General features: G+C 56.1%; 18 protein-coding genes. All 18 read right to left on the reverse strand.

Annotated elements, in window-relative coordinates; translation table 11 throughout:
• Position 1: 1 nt before the first annotated feature.
• The gene (gene lepB, locus KO216_RS06765) at positions 2-772 is read right to left on the reverse strand and encodes a signal peptidase I (protein WP_215523481.1); all 771 of its coding nucleotides are present in this window, start codon (positions 770-772) and stop codon (positions 2-4) included.
• 77 nt (positions 773-849) lie between these two features.
• The gene (rplS, locus tag KO216_RS06770) at positions 850-1,200 is read right to left on the reverse strand and encodes a 50S ribosomal protein L19 (protein WP_215523482.1); all 351 of its coding nucleotides are present in this window, start codon (positions 1,198-1,200) and stop codon (positions 850-852) included.
• A gap of 134 nt (positions 1,201-1,334) precedes the next feature.
• Positions 1,335-2,729 carry a tRNA (guanosine(37)-N1)-methyltransferase TrmD gene (gene trmD / locus KO216_RS06775; RefSeq protein WP_215523483.1) on the reverse strand — a complete coding sequence of 465 codons (1,395 nt, stop codon included), beginning with the start codon at positions 2,727-2,729 and terminating at the stop codon, positions 1,335-1,337.
• A 20-nt stretch (positions 2,730-2,749) separates the two neighbouring features.
• Positions 2,750-3,235, reverse strand: a complete 486-nt coding sequence (rimM, locus tag KO216_RS06780; RefSeq protein WP_215523484.1) for a ribosome maturation factor RimM — start codon at positions 3,233-3,235, stop codon at positions 2,750-2,752.
• A gap of 71 nt (positions 3,236-3,306) precedes the next feature.
• On the reverse strand, positions 3,307-3,555 hold the full coding sequence (locus tag KO216_RS06785; RefSeq protein ID WP_215523485.1) for an RNA-binding protein: 249 nt from the start codon (positions 3,553-3,555) through the stop codon (positions 3,307-3,309).
• 2 nt (positions 3,556-3,557) lie between these two features.
• Positions 3,558-4,031: a 30S ribosomal protein S16 gene (rpsP, locus tag KO216_RS06790; RefSeq protein WP_215523486.1), complete on the reverse strand. Its 474-nt coding sequence runs from the start codon at positions 4,029-4,031 to the stop codon at positions 3,558-3,560.
• A gap of 295 nt (positions 4,032-4,326) precedes the next feature.
• The gene (locus tag KO216_RS06795; protein WP_215523487.1) at positions 4,327-5,370 is read right to left on the reverse strand and encodes an inositol monophosphatase family protein; all 1,044 of its coding nucleotides are present in this window, start codon (positions 5,368-5,370) and stop codon (positions 4,327-4,329) included.
• A gap of 34 nt (positions 5,371-5,404) precedes the next feature.
• Entirely contained in the window at positions 5,405-6,523 is a 1,119-nt protein-coding gene (locus tag KO216_RS06800) for an amidohydrolase family protein (RefSeq protein ID WP_215523488.1), read from the reverse strand.
• Positions 6,520-8,100 carry a signal recognition particle protein gene (gene ffh, locus KO216_RS06805; protein ID WP_215523489.1) on the reverse strand — a complete coding sequence of 527 codons (1,581 nt, stop codon included), beginning with the start codon at positions 8,098-8,100 and terminating at the stop codon, positions 6,520-6,522. The genes KO216_RS06800 and ffh overlap by 4 nt, the downstream gene beginning before the upstream one ends.
• A 36-nt stretch (positions 8,101-8,136) precedes the next feature.
• Positions 8,137-9,516 carry a signal recognition particle-docking protein FtsY gene (gene ftsY, locus KO216_RS06810; protein WP_215523490.1) on the reverse strand — a complete coding sequence of 460 codons (1,380 nt, stop codon included), beginning with the start codon at positions 9,514-9,516 and terminating at the stop codon, positions 8,137-8,139.
• Positions 9,517-9,603: 87 nt separating this feature from the next.
• Positions 9,604-10,353, reverse strand: coding sequence for a hypothetical protein (locus KO216_RS06815; RefSeq protein WP_215523491.1), 750 nt, complete (start codon positions 10,351-10,353; stop codon positions 9,604-9,606).
• An 84-nt stretch (positions 10,354-10,437) separates the two neighbouring features.
• On the reverse strand, positions 10,438-14,109 hold the full coding sequence (smc, locus tag KO216_RS06820) for a chromosome segregation protein SMC (protein ID WP_215523492.1): 3,672 nt from the start codon (positions 14,107-14,109) through the stop codon (positions 10,438-10,440).
• 13 nt (positions 14,110-14,122) lie between these two features.
• On the reverse strand, positions 14,123-14,572 hold the full coding sequence (gene ndk / locus KO216_RS06825) for a nucleoside-diphosphate kinase (protein ID WP_215523493.1): 450 nt from the start codon (positions 14,570-14,572) through the stop codon (positions 14,123-14,125).
• A 130-nt stretch (positions 14,573-14,702) separates the two neighbouring features.
• Positions 14,703-15,416 carry an HPr family phosphocarrier protein gene (locus KO216_RS06830; RefSeq protein WP_215523494.1) on the reverse strand — a complete coding sequence of 238 codons (714 nt, stop codon included), beginning with the start codon at positions 15,414-15,416 and terminating at the stop codon, positions 14,703-14,705.
• Between the two features lie 124 nt (positions 15,417-15,540).
• Positions 15,541-15,801 (reverse strand): HPr family phosphocarrier protein, encoded by a 261-nt coding sequence (locus KO216_RS06835; protein WP_215523495.1) that lies wholly within the window; start codon positions 15,799-15,801, stop codon positions 15,541-15,543.
• A 36-nt stretch (positions 15,802-15,837) separates the two neighbouring features.
• Positions 15,838-17,886 carry a PTS fructose transporter subunit IIABC gene (locus KO216_RS06840; protein ID WP_215523496.1) on the reverse strand — a complete coding sequence of 683 codons (2,049 nt, stop codon included), beginning with the start codon at positions 17,884-17,886 and terminating at the stop codon, positions 15,838-15,840.
• 23 nt (positions 17,887-17,909) lie between these two features.
• Positions 17,910-18,881 carry a 1-phosphofructokinase family hexose kinase gene (locus tag KO216_RS06845; protein ID WP_215523497.1) on the reverse strand — a complete coding sequence of 324 codons (972 nt, stop codon included), beginning with the start codon at positions 18,879-18,881 and terminating at the stop codon, positions 17,910-17,912.
• Entirely contained in the window at positions 18,878-19,648 is a 771-nt protein-coding gene (locus KO216_RS06850) for a DeoR/GlpR family DNA-binding transcription regulator (RefSeq protein ID WP_215523498.1), read from the reverse strand. The genes KO216_RS06845 and KO216_RS06850 overlap by 4 nt, the downstream gene beginning before the upstream one ends.
• Positions 19,649-19,875 lie beyond the last annotated feature (227 nt).

Here is a 19,875-nt window from a genome sequence, read left to right on the forward strand (position 1 = left end):
TTTAGGGAGCAGGCGGAACCGCTGCGAAAGCGTCGGTGTTCTTAATCGTAGACATCCGAGTAATCGGCCACATGATAGAGAATGCTCGCCCGGTCACCTGGTCTACTGACACGAAACCTTTCGAAGGCTCTTTCATATGGAAACGCGAATCCTCCGAGTTGGAACGGTTATCCCCCAACACCCACAGTTTGCCCGCCGGCACAGTCACATCGAATTTTATTAAAGAGGGCGCGCTGCCGGGGTTAATATATCCGCTTTCGTCTACGCTGACGCCATTAACTTTTATCCGCCCATTAGTGTCGCAGCATTGCACCCGATCCCCCGGTAGTCCGACGATTCGTTTAACCAGGTGGTTGTGGGAGTCATCGGGGCGCAGCCCTACCCAAATCATCATCTTGCCGACCAGGGAGGGACTGGGGGTGTTGGCGCCGCGTTTTAGCCAGTTTTCATCATCTTGGAAAACAATCACGTCGCCTCGGTTAAGTTGCCGGTATTTAGGAACCAGTTTTGACACGATGATACGGTCATTGATTTGCAGAGTTTGTTCCATCGAGGAGGACGGGATTTGGAAGGCCTGCAACAAGAAAGCCTTGATAATTGCGGAGATGGCTAGGGCAACTACCACCATCATTAGGGTTTCCCGAATCATCAACCACCATTTGGAGGGAGTCTTGCGTGTGCGGCGGCCACTTCCTGAGGCAGGCCCGTCTGCCGCTCGTTTCCCTAAGCCGCTTGCGGCTCTAGTTTCTTTCATCCCTTTAGCTCCCGCCATGATTCGATATTTCCATCATGCCATATATAAGTTAATCGGCTCTGCCCGCAGGCAGAGCCGATTAACAAATAACGATTTTAGGAATCGCGACGCTCTTTAATACGAGCGGCTTTCCCATGACGTTCACGCAGGTAGTACAGTTTCGCCCGGCGCACATCGCCGCGGGTTACTACCTCGAGAGATTCGATAGTCGGCGAGTTTACCGGGAAGGTACGTTCTACCCCGATCCCGAAGCTAATTTTACGCACGGTGAAAGTGGCATTCGGCTGTTTCTTGCCGTGACGGGAGATTACAACCCCCTGGAACACCTGGATACGAGTGTTTCCACCTTCGGTGACCCGTACGTTTACTTTAACGGTGTCGCCGGCGCGAAAATCGGGCAGATCAGAGCGCTGGGACTTCTGGTTAATCTCATCGATGATATTCAATGTAGTTTCCTCATTTGCTTTCGTTCCGCAGGTAACGTCAGCTATCGGGCCGGTCTAGCCGGCGTATCTAGCATTGCCAAGCGGCATTTGCGGCCCCCTGCGGCAGGTTTCGCAGCCTACTTGTGCAACCTTGCCTATTGTGCCACGTTTTGCGCCCAAGACGGAACCTGGCGGGCTGTGAAATCCCTAACCGCGATCAGATCCTGATTTTCAATTCCGCCCACCATGAAGGTGCGACGCCCGCATTTGCGGTAGCCGTGGTGGCGATAAAATTTTAGGGCTCGACGGTTGGCCTGGTTGGTGCCTAAACCAATCTTGGTTATATGCGGGAAAAGTGCTTGCAGCTGAGCATGGGATACTTCCAACATTGCCCCTGCCAGTCCCGAGCTGCGCCAGCGCTGATCCAGATAGCATTTTGACAGGTAGGCGCAGTTTTCTCCCGCTGCTTGCACCAGGTTTTCTTCGGGGGGTAAAAACCCGGGGGCGCCCGCGTTGATTAAGGTGTAACCGGCAGTTTCCCACGAGGTTTCTTCTTTGTTTTTTTCGCCGGGAGCCACTTCAGCCAAGATGATTAAAGTTCCCGGATCAGCTAGATAGGCTTTAAAAGCCTGCTCACTAAGTTCTTCAGCGACAAAACGGGCAATCGCGTCCTCGGGTAAATAGTCCGGGCAAGCCTGTGGGAATAGGCGAGATGCTATAGCTGAGCAGGTTGCCGCTTCTCCCGGCTGCGCGCGACGAAAACGTACCTGCCGGCTATAGGGGGCAGGTAGGAATCCGTGGGCAGCCAGGATTTCACGATCCGATTTTTCGAGGGCGTCCGGGGCTAAATCCCAAATCAAATCGGGGCGACGAGCGGCAGTTAGCATTAGGGACTGCTGGCGGCGCCAATCTTTGACCTTTTGGTGATCCCCACTGAGCAATACTGGCGGGATTTCCAGGTCGCGCCAAGTAGCCGGCTGAGTATAGGCGGGATATTCCAGCAGTCCGGATAGTTCATAGGATTCTTCCACCAGGGAACCGGGGTTACCTACGAAGCCATCCAGCAACCGGCAAGTTGCTTCTATCAGGGCAACGGCGGCGACTTCTCCCCCGTTTAGCACATAGTCGCCCAGGGAAAAAGGTAACACCGCAACACCTGGCTGCTGCTGATAGTACTGGCTGACTCGCTGGTCGATTCCTTCATAGCGCCCGCAGGCCACCACCAGATGCTCGGCGTTTTCCGCTAGATCCCGTACCTGGCGTTGAGTGAGTGGAATTCCCGAAGGGGTGGGGATAGCCAGCACCGTTTTAGCGGCACCTGCCTGGTCAATCACCTGGTCAATGGCTTTGCCCCACACATCGGGTTTCATCACCATCCCCGCGCCCCCGCCCGCGGGGGCGCGATCCACAGTCCGATGTACGTCTTGGGTCCAGTCCCGCAAATCCCATATATGGGTTTGCAAAATACCGCTGCCTCGGGCTTTACCCATAAGAGAAACATCTAAGCAATCAAAGAACTGGGGGAAAATCGAGATAATATCTATCCGCATGGGGGAACCTTTCTGCACCCTTAAAACAATCCGTCAGGTGCATCCACGGTGATTACCCCATTTTCGAGGTCAACCCCGGTCACTAAGGCTTTCACAAAAGGTACTTCCACTAGTTGATCCTCAGCCGTGGTTACCTGCAGGCGGTCTTGGAATCCCCCCAGAGCAAGTCCCGCACATTTACCTAGGGGTTCACCCGCGGGACTAACGACTTTTAGCCCTTCTAGCTGCACAGAAGAGTATTCATCTTCCCGGGAAGTTTCCGGGGCAAAAAGTTCGGTACCCCGGATAGCTTCTGCGCCCTCACGCGTGTTTATATGCGAAAAAGTCAGGCAGTAGCGATTTTTTATTTCCCGGTAGGACGCCACTGTCCATTCCTCACCTGCAGCGGTAGTCAGGGTGGCTCCCACTTGGAAACGTTCGGCGGGATAGTCGGTAAAGGGACGCACCAGCACTTCGCCTTTTAGGCCACGCGGCGGGCCAACCTGCCCGACTTTTACCAGATTCATAGTTCTCTTTCCTGTTATATAAGTTGCGAGCCCCATGAATCCTCATGGGGCTCGCAACTAAAAAACTAGCGCTATCGGCGCGAACGACGATCCGTGTCGACTACATCAACCCGAACCGGTCCGCGAGTAGAAAGTGCGCCCATAACCTTGCGCAGAGCCCGCGCGGTGCGACCTCCGCGACCGATTACTCGCCCAAGATCCTGCGGATTGACCCGCACCTCTAGCAGCTTGCCGCGCCGCATACTGCGTTCATCCACCCGCACATCGTCGGGGTGATCGACAATTCCACTAACTAGATGTTCTAGTGCATCCGCCAACATATTTAGGCTTCCTCACTCTCGGGAGCAGCTTCCTCAGCTTCTTCAGCCTTGGCTTCTTCAGCTTCTTTAGCTGCCGCCTCGGCCTCGGCCTTAGCTTTTTCTTCGCTTACCTTAGCCTTGCGCTTTTGTGCCTCGTCCGCGGCGGCCTTCACGTTCTTTTCGCGGGCCTCGTCGCTGCTAAGAGTTTCTTTGGTCTTAATCCAGCTTTCAACGTTTTCTTTACCGTTGAAGCGGGCAATATCGCCCGAAAGTACCAGCAACCGGCGAACTGCGTCCGAGGGCTGTGCCCCCACGCCGAGCCAGTACTGAACCCGATCCGACTGGACCTGAATAAAAGACGGTTCCTCGTTGGGGTTGTACTGTCCAACCTCTTCGATTACGCGACCGTCGCGCTTTTTGCGTCCATCCACCACTACAATCCGGTACACCGGGTAGTGAATCTTACCAACACGCTTTAAACGAATACGAACTGCCACTTTTGTGGTTTCTCCTGTTCTATTGACTGCTGAGTGTCCGCCCTAGCCGGTGGGATTCGGCCTGGATCAAACTCTCGAGACAAGGCCGCCACACAGAGAGGGGGTGTCTTGGCCCGGTACAACTAGCTATTCTGCCAGAATTTGAGGCTGTGTTTCTACTTTACTGCCCGCTAGGCCGGCTTCTTTGAGCAGTTTCACACCTCTTAGCTACTCTCTGCGCGATTCCAGGAGCATCGCCGCACAAAAGGCTGCCGCCCCTAATCGCTGGACTGACTGCGGTGAAACCGGGAGGGAGCTACTGAAAAGCACGAATAAACTGTTCCACGGCGGCGCGGGCAGTAACCGGATCTAAATCGCGGGCGCTAGCCACAAACGCCCCGCGCAAATGTTCGGGATCTTCCCGGTTATAACGGGTTTGGAAAGTTTGGACTTGTCCCCCAGCCACTCGCACTAGGTGGATCCCGGCAGCCACATCCCAGGGGCGCATCGCAGTTCCAAAGGCGACGGCGGTATGCCCGGCAGCTACCTGTGCCAGGTCCAAAGCCCCGGCACCGGGAGAATGCACGGTCGCGTAAGCATTAGCCAGGCGGGCGGCCATCTGCCAGGATTTTTCTACTCGCTGCGGATTTTTATCCCGGAAGGGGAAATACCCGGTGATGATGCCTTCGCTTTCGGCGCGCGCATTATCGGCTTGCATCGCGGTGGCGCGCTCCCCCTCATAAAGGGTGGCATTGGTAGCATCAGCGATGAAAAGTTCGCGAGTGTAGGGAACATAAACAGCGCCTGCCACCGCTTTCCCATCTAGCTCCACCCCGATAGAAGTGTTGAAATAGGCGACGCCGGAGGCAAAGTTCGCGGTGCCATCAATAGGATCTACAATCCAGCGCACCCGCTTCCCTAAGTCCTTCACTAGCGCTTTTGCTTCCGCCAGTTCGCCTGCCCCCGGGGCCTCCTCGCGCTGGTCGTCACGAGCCTGCTGCCAGGCGAACTCCTCAGCTGCAAGTGGCTGCTCTAGGCGATGCCGTGATTTTTCCTGGCAAGCAGCGTGGACCTGTTGCAAAGTTAAGGCTCCGGCTGCGGCAACTTTTTCTTTCTCGAGGACGTGCTCCCCGGTTTCCTCCCCCAAGATCCGGGAGCCGGGTATCGCGCTGCCTAGCAGGTACTGCAGCCGCGCCTCCACATAGCGGTCATGGATAGTGACTGGATCGTGGATACCGGCTTTTAAGAACACCTCTAGGGGCGCACGAAAGGCTTTGCGCAGGTAGACCCCTACCTGTTGTGCCGCCTCCCCCGCGATTATCATTAACGCGTGGTCAAGGCTCATTCCCGAAGTGCTCATAGCTTCTATTATTACCCTCTTTAGGCTATTAGTCCTAGGAAACCGGGGCTTTAGTGGCGAACTCGCGCCCCAGCAAGGCCACTTTTTCAGGTTTAACTGCCATTTCCAGATCGCTACTCGGATCTGAGGAATAGCGCAGGTAGTCGGCGCGGGCTCCCGGTTCCAGGGCGCCCACCCCTAGGTAGTCGCGGGCGCGCCAGGTAGCAAAATCAATAATTTCCCGGGCAGGTATCCCGCCGCGTTCCCATAGCGCCAGTTCCCGTCCCAACTCTCCATGCGGTTGATACCCACCGGAATCGGTACCCGGCAGCAGCTGCACTCCGGCATCGTAGAGCATCGCAAAATGCTCGCGCCGCCCTTCCCACATTTTCCGCATAGTTTCCGCATACACCGGATATTTCTGACCCGCCTGCGCCGCGAACTGATTAAACAATTCAACCTGCAACAAGGTAGGAGTCACCGGAATCCCGCGCCGGGCGCACTCTTGAGCCTGCTCGGCATCAATTCCACTGCCATGCTCAATACAGTCGATCCCCGCTTCTAGCAGACCCGCAATCGCTTTATGGGAAAATGCGTGCGCGGTTACCCGCGCTCCTGCCTCATGAGCAGCCGCAATCCCCTCCTGCAAGATTTCGGTGGGCCACAGGGGATCCAAATCTGAATCCGCGCCGTTGGAGCGGTCGATCCAGTCGGCCACGATTTTTACCCATCCGTCACTTTTTTGCGCTTGGCTCGCCATCACCTGCGGTAAATCACTCAGGTTCTCTACATCGATAGGTAGCAGCCGCATATAGCGTTTAGGGCGAGCAATATGGCGTCCACAGCGAATAATCGGCGGCAAAGCAGGGTTCCCTAAAATACCGGGAGCATATTCCAGGTTTCCGCAGTCACGAATCGCTAAAATTCCGCAGTCTCGATCCGCCTCTGCCTGCGCTAAGGCTTCTTGCGGTGTGGCTATCTGCCCTACTGCCGCGAAACCGATATGGCAATGCACATCGCAAAATCCCGGCAGGAAATAGTCGCCGTCAGCGGTGGCGTCGGCTTTAAAAGTTCCGAAGTGTCCGTCCTCGGTAATCGTTAACTGCCCCCGCACCCAGCTGGGAGCCTGATTAGCTTGCTTACGGTAATAAAAATTTCCGCTAAGTTGCTTCATCGCTGTCCCAGCATTCGTTTCAAGTCATCGGGCAGATCATCCAAAGTGGGAGCTGCGGCCGGGGCGGCTGGCTGCGCAGCTCCCATCCCGAAAGCACTGCCGGGAGCCGGCGCTGTTTCCTCGCCTTTAGCGGCTTGTTGTGCCTCCCACTGTTTTTGCTTCGCGGGATTGCCGAACTTGCGGCGATTCTTCTTCCCCGCCCTACGCTGCTTCTTGGTGGCGCCTCCGCGCCCTCCGGGCATCCCCGGCATAGAGGGCATCCCGGGCATGCCTCCCCCATTAGACATCCGTTTCATCATTTTCGCAGCCTGAGTAAACCGCTCTACCAGCCCATTTATCTCGGTAACGGTGGTGCCGGAACCGCGCGCGATCCGGGCGCGGCGCGAACCGTTCAGCAGGGAAAGGTCATCGCGTTCTGCCGGGGTCATGGAGTTTACAATGGCTTCAATCCGGTCGATGCTCTTTTCGTCAAAGGCATCCAACTGGTCGCGGTACTGATTCATGCCGGGCAGCATTCCCATCAGTTTCTTCATCGACCCCATTTTGCGGAGCTGCTGCAGCTGCGCCATAAAGTCGGTGAGGGTGAACTGCCCTTTCTGCATCTTCCGAGCCAGCGCCTCGGCTTCTTTTTGGTCATAGGCCTTTTGCGCCTGCTCAATCAGGGTGAGCATATCACCCATATCGAGGATGCGCCCGGCCATCCGTTCGGCATGGAAACGCTCAAAATCACCCAAGTTTTCGCCGGTAGAAGCGAACAAGATCGGTTGCCCGGTTACCCCGCGCACCGAAAGCGCCGCCCCGCCGCGGGCATCACCGTCAAGTTTAGAGAGCACTACCCCGGTAAAGCCCACCCCGTCACGGAAGGCAATCGAAGTTTGCACTGCGTCCTGCCCCACCATGGCGTCCAGGACAAATAGGATCTCGTTAGGATTAACCGCATCGCGAATATCGCGCGCCTGGCGCATCATTTCTTCATCGACACCGAGCCGACCAGCGGTATCGACGATAATCACGTCATAGCCTTCGGCGATTGCCCGGTTTAGTCCCGAACGTGCTACCTCGACCGGATCGCCCTTTCCGTCCCCGGATTCGGGAGCGTGAATATCTACTCCGGCCTTTTCGGCAACAATACTTAGCTGAGTGACCGCGCCCGGACGCTGCAGGTCACAGGCAGCGAGGAGGACGCGTTTGCCTTCTTCTTCTCGCAGCCACTTGCCGAGTTTTCCGGCCAGAGTAGTTTTACCGGCACCTTGGAGACCAGCCAGCATGAAAACTGATGGTCCGCGCTTAGCGTAGTTAAGTTCCCGGGTCTCGCCCCCCAAGACCTCCACCAGTTCGTCATGAACAATCTTGACTACCTGTTGGCCGGGATTTAGGGCTTTGGAACGCGCCGCTCCATAAGCTTGTTGCCGCACCGTCTTGGTGAATTGGCGGACTACCGGCAGCGCTACGTCGGCTTCTAGCAGGGCACGGCGGATTTCGGAGACGGTAGCGTCAACATCCGCCTCGGTCAGCAAGCCTTTAGAGCGCAGACGCTTAAAGGAATCGGCTAGGCGATCAGACAGGCTATTGAACAAAGTGGTTTCCTCCTGGAAATAGTTTCGCCGTCTAGTTTACTTCAGCAGCGCATCTACGAAATCTTCGGGTACGAAAGGCGCCAAATCATCGGGGCCTTCCCCTAGTCCCACTAGCTTAACCGGCACTGCTAGTTCGCGTTGCACACTAACCACAATTCCGCCCCGAGCCGTCCCGTCGAGCTTGGTGAGCACAATACCGCTAACATCTACCACTTCGGAGAATACTTTTGCCTGTTGCATCCCGTTTTGGCCGGTAGTGGCATCTAGAACTAACAGGGTCTCGGTCACCGGGGCGCTCTTTTCGATTACCCGTTTGACCTTGCCCAACTCGTCCATCAAACCGGCTTTATTCTGTAGACGTCCCGCGGTGTCTACCAGCACCACATCTAGCCCTTTATCTTTGGCATATTTAACCGTATCAAAAGCTACCGAGGCCGGATCGGCGCCCTCTTTATCGGAGCGCACTACTTCCACTCCTACCCGGTTACCCCAGGTCTCTAGCTGGTCAGCAGCGGCTGCCCGGAACGTATCGGCCGCTCCCAGCACTACGGATTTGTTTTCCGCCACCAAAATGCGGGCAATCTTGCCTACAGTGGTGGTTTTCCCGGTGCCATTTACTCCCACGGCGAGGACGATCCCCGGTTTTTTGCCATCGGCCTGCTCTAGGTTTAGGCTGCGATCCAAATCCGGGTTTACCAGCTCAATCAGTTTCGCACGCAAAATTTCTCGAATCTTATCCGGATCGGAAGTCCCCAGCACTTTCGCCTGGGTACGCAGTTCCTCCATCAGCTCATCGGTGGCGGCGATCCCTAAGTCTGCCAGCAGCAAAGTATCTTCTATTTCTTCCCAATCTTCTGCGCTCAGGTCGCCGCGACCGAGCACTCCCAGCAGCATTTTGCCGAATGATCCTGATTTCGCCAGCCGGGAACGCAGACGCTGCATCCGTCCTTGGGCTGGTTCTGGGGTTTCGAGGGCGGCCTCAGTACTTTCCGGTTCTGGTTCTACCGGATGGGCTTCTTCCGCGATGGGAGCTTCGCTTGGCTCTTCGGCGGGTTCGGCGGATTCTGCCGCGACTGGCGTTTCTTCCGCTGCTACTGATTCCGGCGCTGCCTGCTCCGGCTCCGCAACCTCCGGCTCCGCAATCGCGGTCTCTGGGACTGCCTCTTTCGCACCCTCTTTATCAGCGGTTTCACTTTCTTTAGCCGGTTCAGCTGCTGTAGGTTCCGCTCCCCCATCTACGGGAGTTTCTTCCTCCCCACCCGCTTCACTGGGAGTCGCTTCCAGTTGTTTCGCTTTGGAGGGCTCTAGCCGTTTCTTCGCTTTCGCAGAGCGCACCGCCAAAGCGCTACCGGTTCCAACGACCGCCAGAACTAGAACTACAACTACAATCCCGAGAGGTGTAAAAAGAAAATCCATATCCCTATTGTCACCTATCGGCGCGCCCAGGTCATATTAGGAAAAGTTTTTCCCGCGTGAACTGCCGGTTTAGAAAAAATATCGGTCTTATTCCGATTTGAGGGGTTGCCAGGAAACCTTATCCACCTGGAAAGGTTCATCTCCGGGCAAACCGGTGTGCTCCTCTAAATCCAGTTCGGCGGCGTCCGACTTCACCGGGGTGTCGGGGGTGAACTTGCGAGCCCAGCGACGCATCTGCCCGCCCTGGTGGTCTTTTGGCTTGTCCGCACGGGGCGTATCTGCAATCTTTTGGATTCCAGCAGCTTTTCCCTTGGTTTTATTGGCATTTACCGTCGGTACCTGCGGCAGGTAGCTAGTGGAATCTTCTGGATCTTTCACCATTGGGGTTGCGGCACTAGCTGGAGGACGCCGATGCTGCGAAGGAGCAAAAGTGGGAGGCAGCATCCCCGTGTCATCCGGTGAAGCTCCCTTAGCGTTGGCTTTTGCTCGTTTTTCTTGACGCGCGGCATCTTTTTCTGCCCGGCGCGTGCGCATCGCTGCTACTTCTTCCCCCCACATTTGTCCGGCGGCCGTACGCAGGTTCTCTACCTCTGCCAGCGGATTGGCGGAATCTCCCGGAGATGCCTCTTGTAGCAAAGTGTCGAGGCGTACCCGCTGACCAGAGTGTTCCCGGGGGGCGCGATGCTCGTTTTCTTGCCAAGAATCGGCTGACTCGCGGATCCATTCCCGCACCCCACCTCCGGGACGGCGGGTGCGCACCATTACTGCCACCACTAGCACCCCAATAAGCACAGTGATGCCGATGCCCACGAATAGCAAGATCAACGGTTGAGTCACGTAATCTAGTATGCCAATTCTTAAGCGATTTACCGACTTTAGATATTGACCGATACCAAACTGTTACCAGATTTCGGTGTGAGCTTAGCTATTAGCCGGCTCTAGGCGTTGCGAAATTACCCGCGATACTCCCTCACGCATAGTAACCCCGTAGAGCACATCAGCTACTTCCATAGTTCGTTTTTGGTGGGTAATCACAATCATCTGGCTAACTTCGCGCAGCTGTTTGAACAGCTCTAACATCCGTGAAAGATTCAAATCGTCCAGGGCGGCTTCAACCTCGTCCAAAATATAGAAGGGCGAGGGGCGGGCTTTGAAAATCGCGATTAGGAATGCCAACGCCGCTAGGGAACGCTCCCCACCAGAGAGCAGGGATAGGCGTTGCACGTTTTTTCCGGCGGGCCGGGCATTTATTTCCACCCCGGTAGTGAGCATATCTTCCGGGTCAGTCAGTTTCAGAGAACCGCTGCCCCCTGGGAACAGGTGGGAAAACACTTCCGTAAACTCCCGGGCAATATCCGAGTACGCCTGTTCAAAGGCTTCTTTCACCTGGTGATCGACTTCCCGCACCACTACCAGTAGATCTGCTTTCGAAGTCCGCAGATCTGTCAGCTGTCCCATTAAGAACTCAAAGCGTTTTTCGAGGGCGTGGTGTTCTTCTAAAGCTAAGGGATTAACTTTCCCCAGCCGGGAAATAGCGCGATTCGCTTTTTCCAGCAGGGCGCTCTGTTCAGCACGATCATAGGGGTGCCAGCCTCCTTCCTCAGGTTCTGCTGCGCTTTCCCCGCTGACAGTTTCAGTTTTTACCTGCGCTTGCTCGGCGTTTGCTACTTCATCGGTTTTTGGCGTTTCCGTATCCTGTCCTTCATCTGCAGAGGTAGCAGCTTCTTCCTGGGCGTTTTCTGCCCGCTGCGCCAGCAGCTGCGGATCGGGAACCAGCTGCTGGGGACCAAAAGCGGCAATTAGTTCTTGGGGAGAAAGCGCGTAACGCTCCTGCGCTTGCTGAGTTAATTGTTCGGCGCGTACCCGGTATTCAGCGGCAGCCACCTCGTCGCGACGGCTTAAATCGTTTAGCTCTGCAAGCTGGGTATTCAAACGGTCTATTTCACTGCGTACTTGCCCGGCGGCCTGTGAGGAGGCGGCGCGGGCGGCCTCTGCGCTTTCCCGCCAAGTTTTCGCCACCTGGGCTACGCTGGCCGAACGCTGCGCAAACACTTCACACCAGGACGCCACCTGCAGCATTCTTTGGGAATCCCGGGCACGCTCGATTTCCCGTTGACTGCGGGCAGCTAGCCGCAATTGGAACCGTTCCAAAGACTTTACTTCCCCTTGAAAACGTTCCCGCAAATTATTGGTGATCTGGGTAGCGGCCGCCAGCTCCAAGTGCGCCTGCGCAGCTTTTTCTCGAGCCGCTAAATCGGCGGCCCGAGCGGTCTCTAAAACTTGTTCTGCCTGCTGCAAAGGAGCTAAATCCTCGCTGCCCGCAAAAGCATCCCGCGCTTTTTGAGCCGCCGCTAACTGCTCCCTGCAGTTTTCAAAATCTACTTTCGCCTGCGCCAGCTCTGCTGCCGCCCGCTTTTCTTGGCTCTCGGCTCCGCTAACTGCTGCTTGGCTCAGTGCCCGTTCTTGCGCCTGCGCCGCCGCCTGAGCATCGGACTGGCGCAATACTTTCAATGCCTGCGCCGATGCCGCCGCTGCCTGCGATAATTCTTCTGTAGCTACTTTCACCTGGGCACGCGCTTTTTCTGTAGCTTCTGCGGCCTCCTGAGCGGCTTTCCGGGCTAAGCGTAGACGCCGCTCCACCTCGATACGGTTAACTCCACCGCTGCCGGTTTCCCCCAGGTATTTGCCGATAATCGTACCGTCTTTGATCCCCACCCGCGCCTGCGGATTATCTGCGAGCAGTGCCTGCGCCTGCGCCAGATTTTCAGCTAAATAACTATCTTTTAGCAGCTCGTTTAATGCCGGGTGTAGCCCAGTAGGAGCCGAGATTACCTCTCGAGCCGGAATCGGTTCCCCCGAGCTGTTCGCGGCCGGCTTGCTCAGAGGAACGGCCGCGTCCTCTGGATTACCTACCACCCAACTAACGCTGCCACTGCGGTCTTTAACGGCCGCCAGCCCCGCCTCTAGCTGGGCTGCTTCAATGGTGAGGGCGGATCCGGCGCGCCCGAGCAAGGCGGCAATTGCCCCCTCCCAGCAATCGGGAACCGTGATTAAGGAGGCTAACTGTCCCCGCGACTTCGCTGCCTGCGCAAAAGTATTTTCAGCCTGGTTCGAGGAGGCGGCTAACACCCCACTGAGGCTTGCTTCGCTCTCGGAGGCGGCCACTGCTTTGGCTTCGCTTTCGCGCAGACGGTCGCGAGCTTTCTCTAATTGCGTGCGTACCTGGTTTTCCGCCTCGGATAGTTTCCGGTAGCTACCCGCCGCATCCACCCCGGATTCTGGAACTGTTTCTCCTGAAGCTTGTTGTTTTTCCCGCGCTGCCTCCAATTTTTCTTGCGCATCCGTCTGCGCTTTTTGGGCTCTTTGAATCCGGGAATCCGCTGCCTCCAGGCGCGCCTTGGCCGTTTCAACTTCCCGCTCTAGCCGCGCGGTCTTCTGGGTTTTTTGCTGTGCCTCTTCCCGCAACTCCTGGGTAATGCGAACCTGCTCCCCAACTTTCCGAGTGGTTTCTTCCCGGGCGGCTTCGGCGGCATCAGCTTGCTTGCGTTTAGCTAAAGTGTCCTCGTCATGACTGGCCAGTTCGCTTTGTAAATGTGCCAACTGGCTCTGGCGTTCCTCTACGCTGGGGCCGGCGGGAACTGGTTCAGGTTTCGCTAAGGAGGAGGCGCGTTCATTGGCTAGGGCTTCTAGGGCACGCAGGCGCTCGGTGATCGCGGTCAACTGTTGCCACAGATTGGTGGCTTTACCCGCTACATCGGTTTGCGTCGCATCTGCGGTTAATTTCTGCAGTTTTTCCTGCTGCAGAGCAAGTTTCTCCCCCAGTTCTTCGCGCCTAGTTGCCAGGGCTTTCCCGCTTTCTTTATAGCGGGAAAGCTGCAGGCTCATCTGCTGGAGGTCATCTGCCAGAATCCGGCACCCGGCATCGCGCGCCTGTGCCTGTAACACCGCAGCTCGCCGCGCAGTTTTTGCTTGCCGCGCTAGAGGCCCTAGTTGCCTTTGAATCTCTTGGGTAAGGTCGGAAAGCCGGGAAAGTTTTTCTTCTAAACCATCGAGTTTCCGCAGAGCGCGTTCTTTACGCCGCTGATGTTTTAGCACCCCGGCGGCCTCTTCAATCAGGGAGCGCCGCTGGGAAGGGTCGGCAGAAAGTACCTGGTCGAGTTGACCCTGCCCGATAATCACGTGCATATTGCGCCCCATGCCGGTATCGGAAAGCAACTCTTGAATATCTAGCAGCCGGCAGGGAGTGCCGTTAATGGCATATTCGGAACCGCCCTGGCGAAACAGGGTGCGGGAAATGGTGACTTCCGAATAGTCAATCGGTAAATCTCCGCTGGTGTTATCAATGGTCAGCGCTACTTCTGCGCGTCCTAGGGAGCTGCGGGAACTGGTGCCGGCAAAAATAACATCTGCCATGGAGCCGCCACGCAGATTCTTGGCACCCTGCTCGCCCATAACCCAGGCGAGTGCGTCTACGATATTGGATTTGCCAGAACCATTCGGACCGACAACACAGATGATTCCCGGGGTGAACTGCAAAGTGGTGGCGCTGGCGAAAGATTTAAATCCTCGCAGCGCCAGCGACTTTACATACATCTAGATTCTCTCGCTATTCGCAGGCGTCCGGGAACCAGATTTTTATTTCACGGACAGCCGCGCTGGGCGAATCTGAAGCGTGCACCAGGTTTTGGATTTGTCCACTGTCGTAGTCGCGTCCATAATCGCCGCGAATAGTTCCCGGCGCTGCCTCGGTGGGGCTGGTGGCACCCACCAGGGAGCGTACCCCCTCAACTACCCGGGTGCCTTCAATAACTGCAGCCACAATCTTCCCGGACTGCATAAAGTCAACCACGGATTCAAAGAAATGTTTACCGCGATGCTCTTGATAGTGTTCATACAAATCATCATCGCTTGCCTGCACTACCCGCAAAGCGTCGATAGCGTAGCCTTTTTGCTCAATCCGCGCCAAGATTTTCCCAGTCAGCCCGCGGTGATAGCCATCCGGCTTCACCAGCACCAGGGTGTATTCCTTATCTGGATCCAACTTGAAGTCACTCATTCCCGTTTCCTTTCTCGCTTTCCCGCCCCGTTAAGCCCAAAAACTTACCGAGTTTACTTTTAAGAATACCGGTTGCGGACGCATCCCAATTCTTTTTCTGCGCTTCACAGATTTTACGGGAGTCGCTAAATCATTCCCCAGGCTGGATTGCATCCTCTGCTTCGGGCGCCGTTAGTGCCGCCTCTACCGCGTCTAAGGCTTTAAGGGATTCCCCGCCTTCGGCGGCAATCCGCAGTTCATCCCCGGGTTTTATCTTCAACCCCATAAGCGCGAGGACGCTGCCCGCATCAACCTGGTTAATGGTCACCTGGGCATCAAAACCAGTAGCAATCCGAGCTAAACGCGCTGCTGGACGCGCCGACAGTGGCTCTGAAGCCCCATAGGTGATAGTGCGGGGAGCAAGCGGATCCGGAGCGGGCGGAGGTGGCAAAATATCTGCCGCATCCTCTTCGGGGTAAAACTGGGAGGCAGCATTGATTGATCGCAGGATTTCTGCCAGGTCTGCGCCTTGAGCGGCGGCCACTACTCCCGCAGCGGTTCCCTCCACAATCGGGCCGCGCCCTAGCCGCAGCCGGCGCATCCCGATATCGGTGATTACCTGTTGGCAGGCTAGCCGCGCAGCCCCAAAATCTGCCATTAAGACAATCGCGTCTTGTTCTCCGAGTTTTTCCATTACTTTGGAAATTTTTCCGCTCAGGATTTCAGCGGCGGTACCCAGCCCTTCATCATGGCAACCGCAGGGCTCGATAATCACTTTTGGAGCCAGGTTGGCTACCACTTCGCATATTCCCCGCGCCAGCGTTTGTGACTGCGAAACAACAATAAAGGCAGTTTGCGGTTGCATAGCATTTCCTCCAAATACAGATGTCCCCTCTAGGCTATCGCGCCACGGGGCACGACTTAAACCTAGAGGGGACATCTACTTTTCGGTTTTAAGCGGATTTTTCCGCACGCAGGGTTGAGAACCCCTATTCGGCGTCTAAATCCTTTTCGACCAGTTCTGCAATCGCCGCGACAGCATCCTCGTTTTCACTCTCCACGGTAACCTCGGCACCGCATTCGGCACCCAAGGTCATGATCAGCATCATCGAGGAGGCATCTACCGGTTCTTCTTCGGCGGTTCCAATAGTGATTTCCTCATCGAACTCGGCGGCTTTTTCCGCGATAATCGAGGCCGGGCGGGCATGCAATCCCACGGAAGATCCTACTTTCACAGTTTTTGAAGCCATGATTTTTCCTTTCCTTATTTAACTAATGTATCTAACTTAGGCTTTGACTGCTGCCGGTTTCTTGCGGCGCATCTTAGCGAAAGTGACCGCGGCCGCAGCCACTGCCACCCCAGCTACCAGGGCGACTAGCGCCCCGAAAATATTGGTGTAGGCAAATAGCACGAAGATTCCCCCATGCGGAGCCCGACACCCAACCCCTAGCGCCATCGCAATTGCGCCGGTCACCGCGCCGCCTGCCATCATAGAGGGGATTACCCGCAGGGGGTCGGCTGCGGCGAAGGGAATCGCGCCTTCAGAAATAAAGGACAGTCCCAGTAGCCAAGCGGCTTTACCGTTTTGCTGTTCTGCCGGCGAATACAGTTTCGGACGCACCGTAGAAGACAGCGCCATCGCCAGGGGCGGTACCATTCCGGCCAGCATCACTGCTGCCATGAACTGATAGGACCCATCGGTAGCTTGCGATAGGCCGGCCGTACCTACCAGATAGGCGGCCTTATTGACCGGTCCGCCCAGGTCGAAGCACATCATCAGACCAATAATGATCCCCAACAAGATCGCCGAGGTACCGGCCATAGAGTTCAGCCAGTTCTGTAAGCCGCTCATCAAGGCTGCCAGGGGGCGACCGAGCAGCAGTAGCATTAATAGCCCCATTAGCAGGGTGGTTAGCAGTGGCACAATCGCCACCGGCATCAGTCCTGCTAGCCAACGCGGACATTTCAGAGTGGAGAGAGCATTAGCAATAATCCCGGCCAGAATCCCGGTCACCAGGCCGCCGATAAATCCGGCTCCCAGGGTTACCGAAATCGCGCCTCCAATGAAGCCAGGGGCGATGCCGGGACGTCCTGCCAGACCGAAGGAAATATATCCAGACAGCGCTGGCACCAAGAAACTCATTCCCGTTTGCCCCAGGAAGACCAACAGGGCTCCCAGGTAAAGCAACAATCCGGAGCGGTTAGTCATTATTTTGGCTTCCCCGAAGGGGCCAGAATCTGGCAGATTCCACAGCGAGAAGTTAAGGGAGATATCTTGCGCCGGGCCGGCCACATCATAACCGCCCAGCAGGAATCCCAAAGCGATTAGCAAACCGCCGGCTGCTACGAAGGGAATCATATAGGAAACCCCGGCCATCACTGCCTTTTGGATTCGCCGTGCCCAACCTACTTTCTCTTCCGGCTGCGCATCGCTAGTAGTGGCTACCGGAGCCGCATTCGGGTCTTTCTTTTTCGTCATTACCTCCCGAATTAGCTTTTCGGGATCGTTAATGGCCGCTTTTACTCCCACATCCACTATCGGGAGATGAGAAAAACGTTCCGGTGCCTGCACACTAACGTCGTGTGCAAATATCGCCCCGGAGGCGCAGGCAATCAAAGCCGGGTCTAGCCGGTCGATATGCCCGGATCCCTGTGCCTCCACATGTACGGGAATCCCCAGTTCTTTGCCTTTGTTAAGCAGCGAATCTGCCGCCATATAGGTGTGGGCAATCCCTGTGGGACAAGAAGTCACCGCTACCAGGTATTTCCCTTGGTCACCGCTGGATCCCGCTTCCGGTTTTACCGGAGCTACCGGGGCTGTAGGAGGATTCGCCGGAGCTTCCTTAGCCGCGGGCGCACTCTTGGAGGCAGCTGCCGAACCGGGCTCGACCACCTCCATAATGATCTCTGCGACCTGGTCGGCAGAATCCGCCGAACGTAAAGTAGCCAGGAAGTTCTTATCCACCAGTTTGCGTGCCAGCTTTTGCAGCAGTTTCAAATGTGCCTGTCCTTGCCCTTCGGCAGCAGCAATCATGAAAATCAAATCTGCCGGGCCGTCTTTGGCTCCAAAATCTACCGGCTGTGCCAGCCGGGCAAATGCCAAGCTGCCAACTTTAACTGCCTGCGAGCGGCAATGCGGAATCGCGATTCCCCCGGGCATCCCGGTCACGGATTTAGCCTCCCGCGCCATCAGGTCGCTAATTAAACCATTTTGTTCAGCGCGCCCGGTGAGTGCGATTTTCGCAGCTAGAGCCGCGATTACGTTATCTTTATCTGTCCCCAGCGGCTCATCTAGGCTCACCAGCTGCGGGATTATCAACTTTTCGTCTTCCATAGTTCTCCTGTTCAAGGTCGCTGTTAAAGGCTAAGTTTGGTTATTTTGGCTTCTTCGGGATGGATTTCTGCGGGGGTAGGCGGCTGGGTTCCCACTTTCGCGCAGGCAGCTGCCCCATAGGCGAGCGCAGTCGCTAGGCATTCTTCTGAGCTCTTCCCTCGGCTTTGAGCAAGTACATATCCGGTGAGGGAAGAATCTCCGGCTCCCACGGTGGAACGCACCCGCACATCGGGGCTGGTTCCATGCCAGGCGCCCTCTTCAGTAATCAAAATGGCACCGGCCGGCCCCAGGGTAGCCAGCACTGCCCCGACTCCCCGTTCGCTAAGTTCTTTGGCTTTACGCGCTACTGGCAGTAAATCTCCGCTGATAGCCGCCCTTTCCATTTCGGATCCGTTTCCTCCCAAAAGCTCAGCTAGCTCAAAAGAGTTGGGTTTCATCAGGTCAACTTTTACCTGGCCGAGCGCTTTCCCCAGGGCGCGCAGCGGCTGCCCGGAGGTATCGACTGCGAACCGCCCCTGGCAGCTAGCTAGTTCTTGTAGGCAGGTCACGTAAAAATCATCCGGCAACCCCGGGGGCAAGGATCCAGCGAGTACCACCCAGTCACTATCCTCGAGGGTTCCCGTCTGTTCCCTGAGTGCTGTCAGCAGCAATTTTTCTTGCTCCACATCGAGAGTGGGGCCGGGTTCGTTGATTTTGGTGGTTTCCCCACTGGCGTCGATAACCGTGAGGTTAGTGCGTACTGCTTCCGGAATTTCGGTGCACACATAGGGGAGGTCTACCTGGTCTAACAGCTCCAGAATCGGATCTTGGGTTTTTGCCGGCAACACGCAGCGAACCGGGAAACCGGCCTCTTGGGCTACCCGCGCCACATTGATTCCCTTCCCGCCCAGATCGGTGTGGGTAGAGATGATGCGGTGGACACCTCCCGGCACCAGGGTCTGCTCCAAGTTCACGGTTTTATCCAAACTGGAGTTCGCGGACAGGGTAACGATCATGCCAAGAACACTTCTTTCGCTAGTTTTCCTAAGTCTTTGCCGGCAATTTCACTCAGACGCTGATCCGAAATCAGCATTTCAATTTCACCGGGAGCAGCAAACTGGACGATACCGGTGTGGCCATATTTATCTGCATCCGCCAGCACTACCGCGTGACGACTGCTCTGCACCATTGCCCGTTTTACCGCAGCTTCCTCGATATCAGGGGTGGTATAACCATCGAGCGGATCCATCCCGTTTGTACCCAAGAAAGTGATATCCGGGTGGAGGGCGCGCACGGCCTGCACCGTGACCGCCCCGACTGTCGCCAGGGTGGACTCGCGCACTGTCCCTCCGATTAGATGTACTTTCAGGCTGCGGGTGCGGGTGGCAACAGCCGCTGCAATCGCCGCCGAGTTAGTCACCAGTAGTAAATCGGCGCGGTCAGGGAGCAGCTCTGCAAAATAGGCGGTCGAGGAGCCGGCATCCAGGAAGACAGTAAACGCGCCCTCGGGAATGTGGCTGAGGGCGAGCTGCGCCATTTTTCTTTTTTCTTCGCCGTTGACTTTCATCCGCTCGGACAATTGCGACTCGGGGATCTGTTGGATGCCGACTGCTCCCCCGTAAACCCGCTTCGCTTTGCCCTGGTCGGACAATAATTCTAGGTCGCGGCGAATAGTTTCATCGGAAACTTCAAACCGCTGCGCTAACTCGCGCAGACTCACCTGCCCGAACTCAGATAGCGCTTGCTCGATGAGGAGGCGGCGGCCTCCGCTATGAACCGGCATCTTCGCCTCCCGTCTTGCTGTAAGAATGGAACCTGGTAGATAGAGAATCACCAGAGCCGTTGGTCAATACTCTACTCAACATAACCTGCAACTTCAAGAGATTCTGTGAGTTTAGCGAGAGAGTTTGTGGGGTTATGAGATTATTTCGCTGTTTACTATGGAGGTTTAGAGTATTTCCTTGTTTAACTTTCCAAAAGATGCGACACTGGCACTATAAAGTTGCCCTC

This window comes from Varibaculum prostatecancerukia (assembly GCF_943169825.2).
In the GTDB taxonomy this organism is placed as follows: domain Bacteria; phylum Actinomycetota; class Actinomycetes; order Actinomycetales; family Actinomycetaceae; genus Varibaculum; species Varibaculum prostatecancerukia.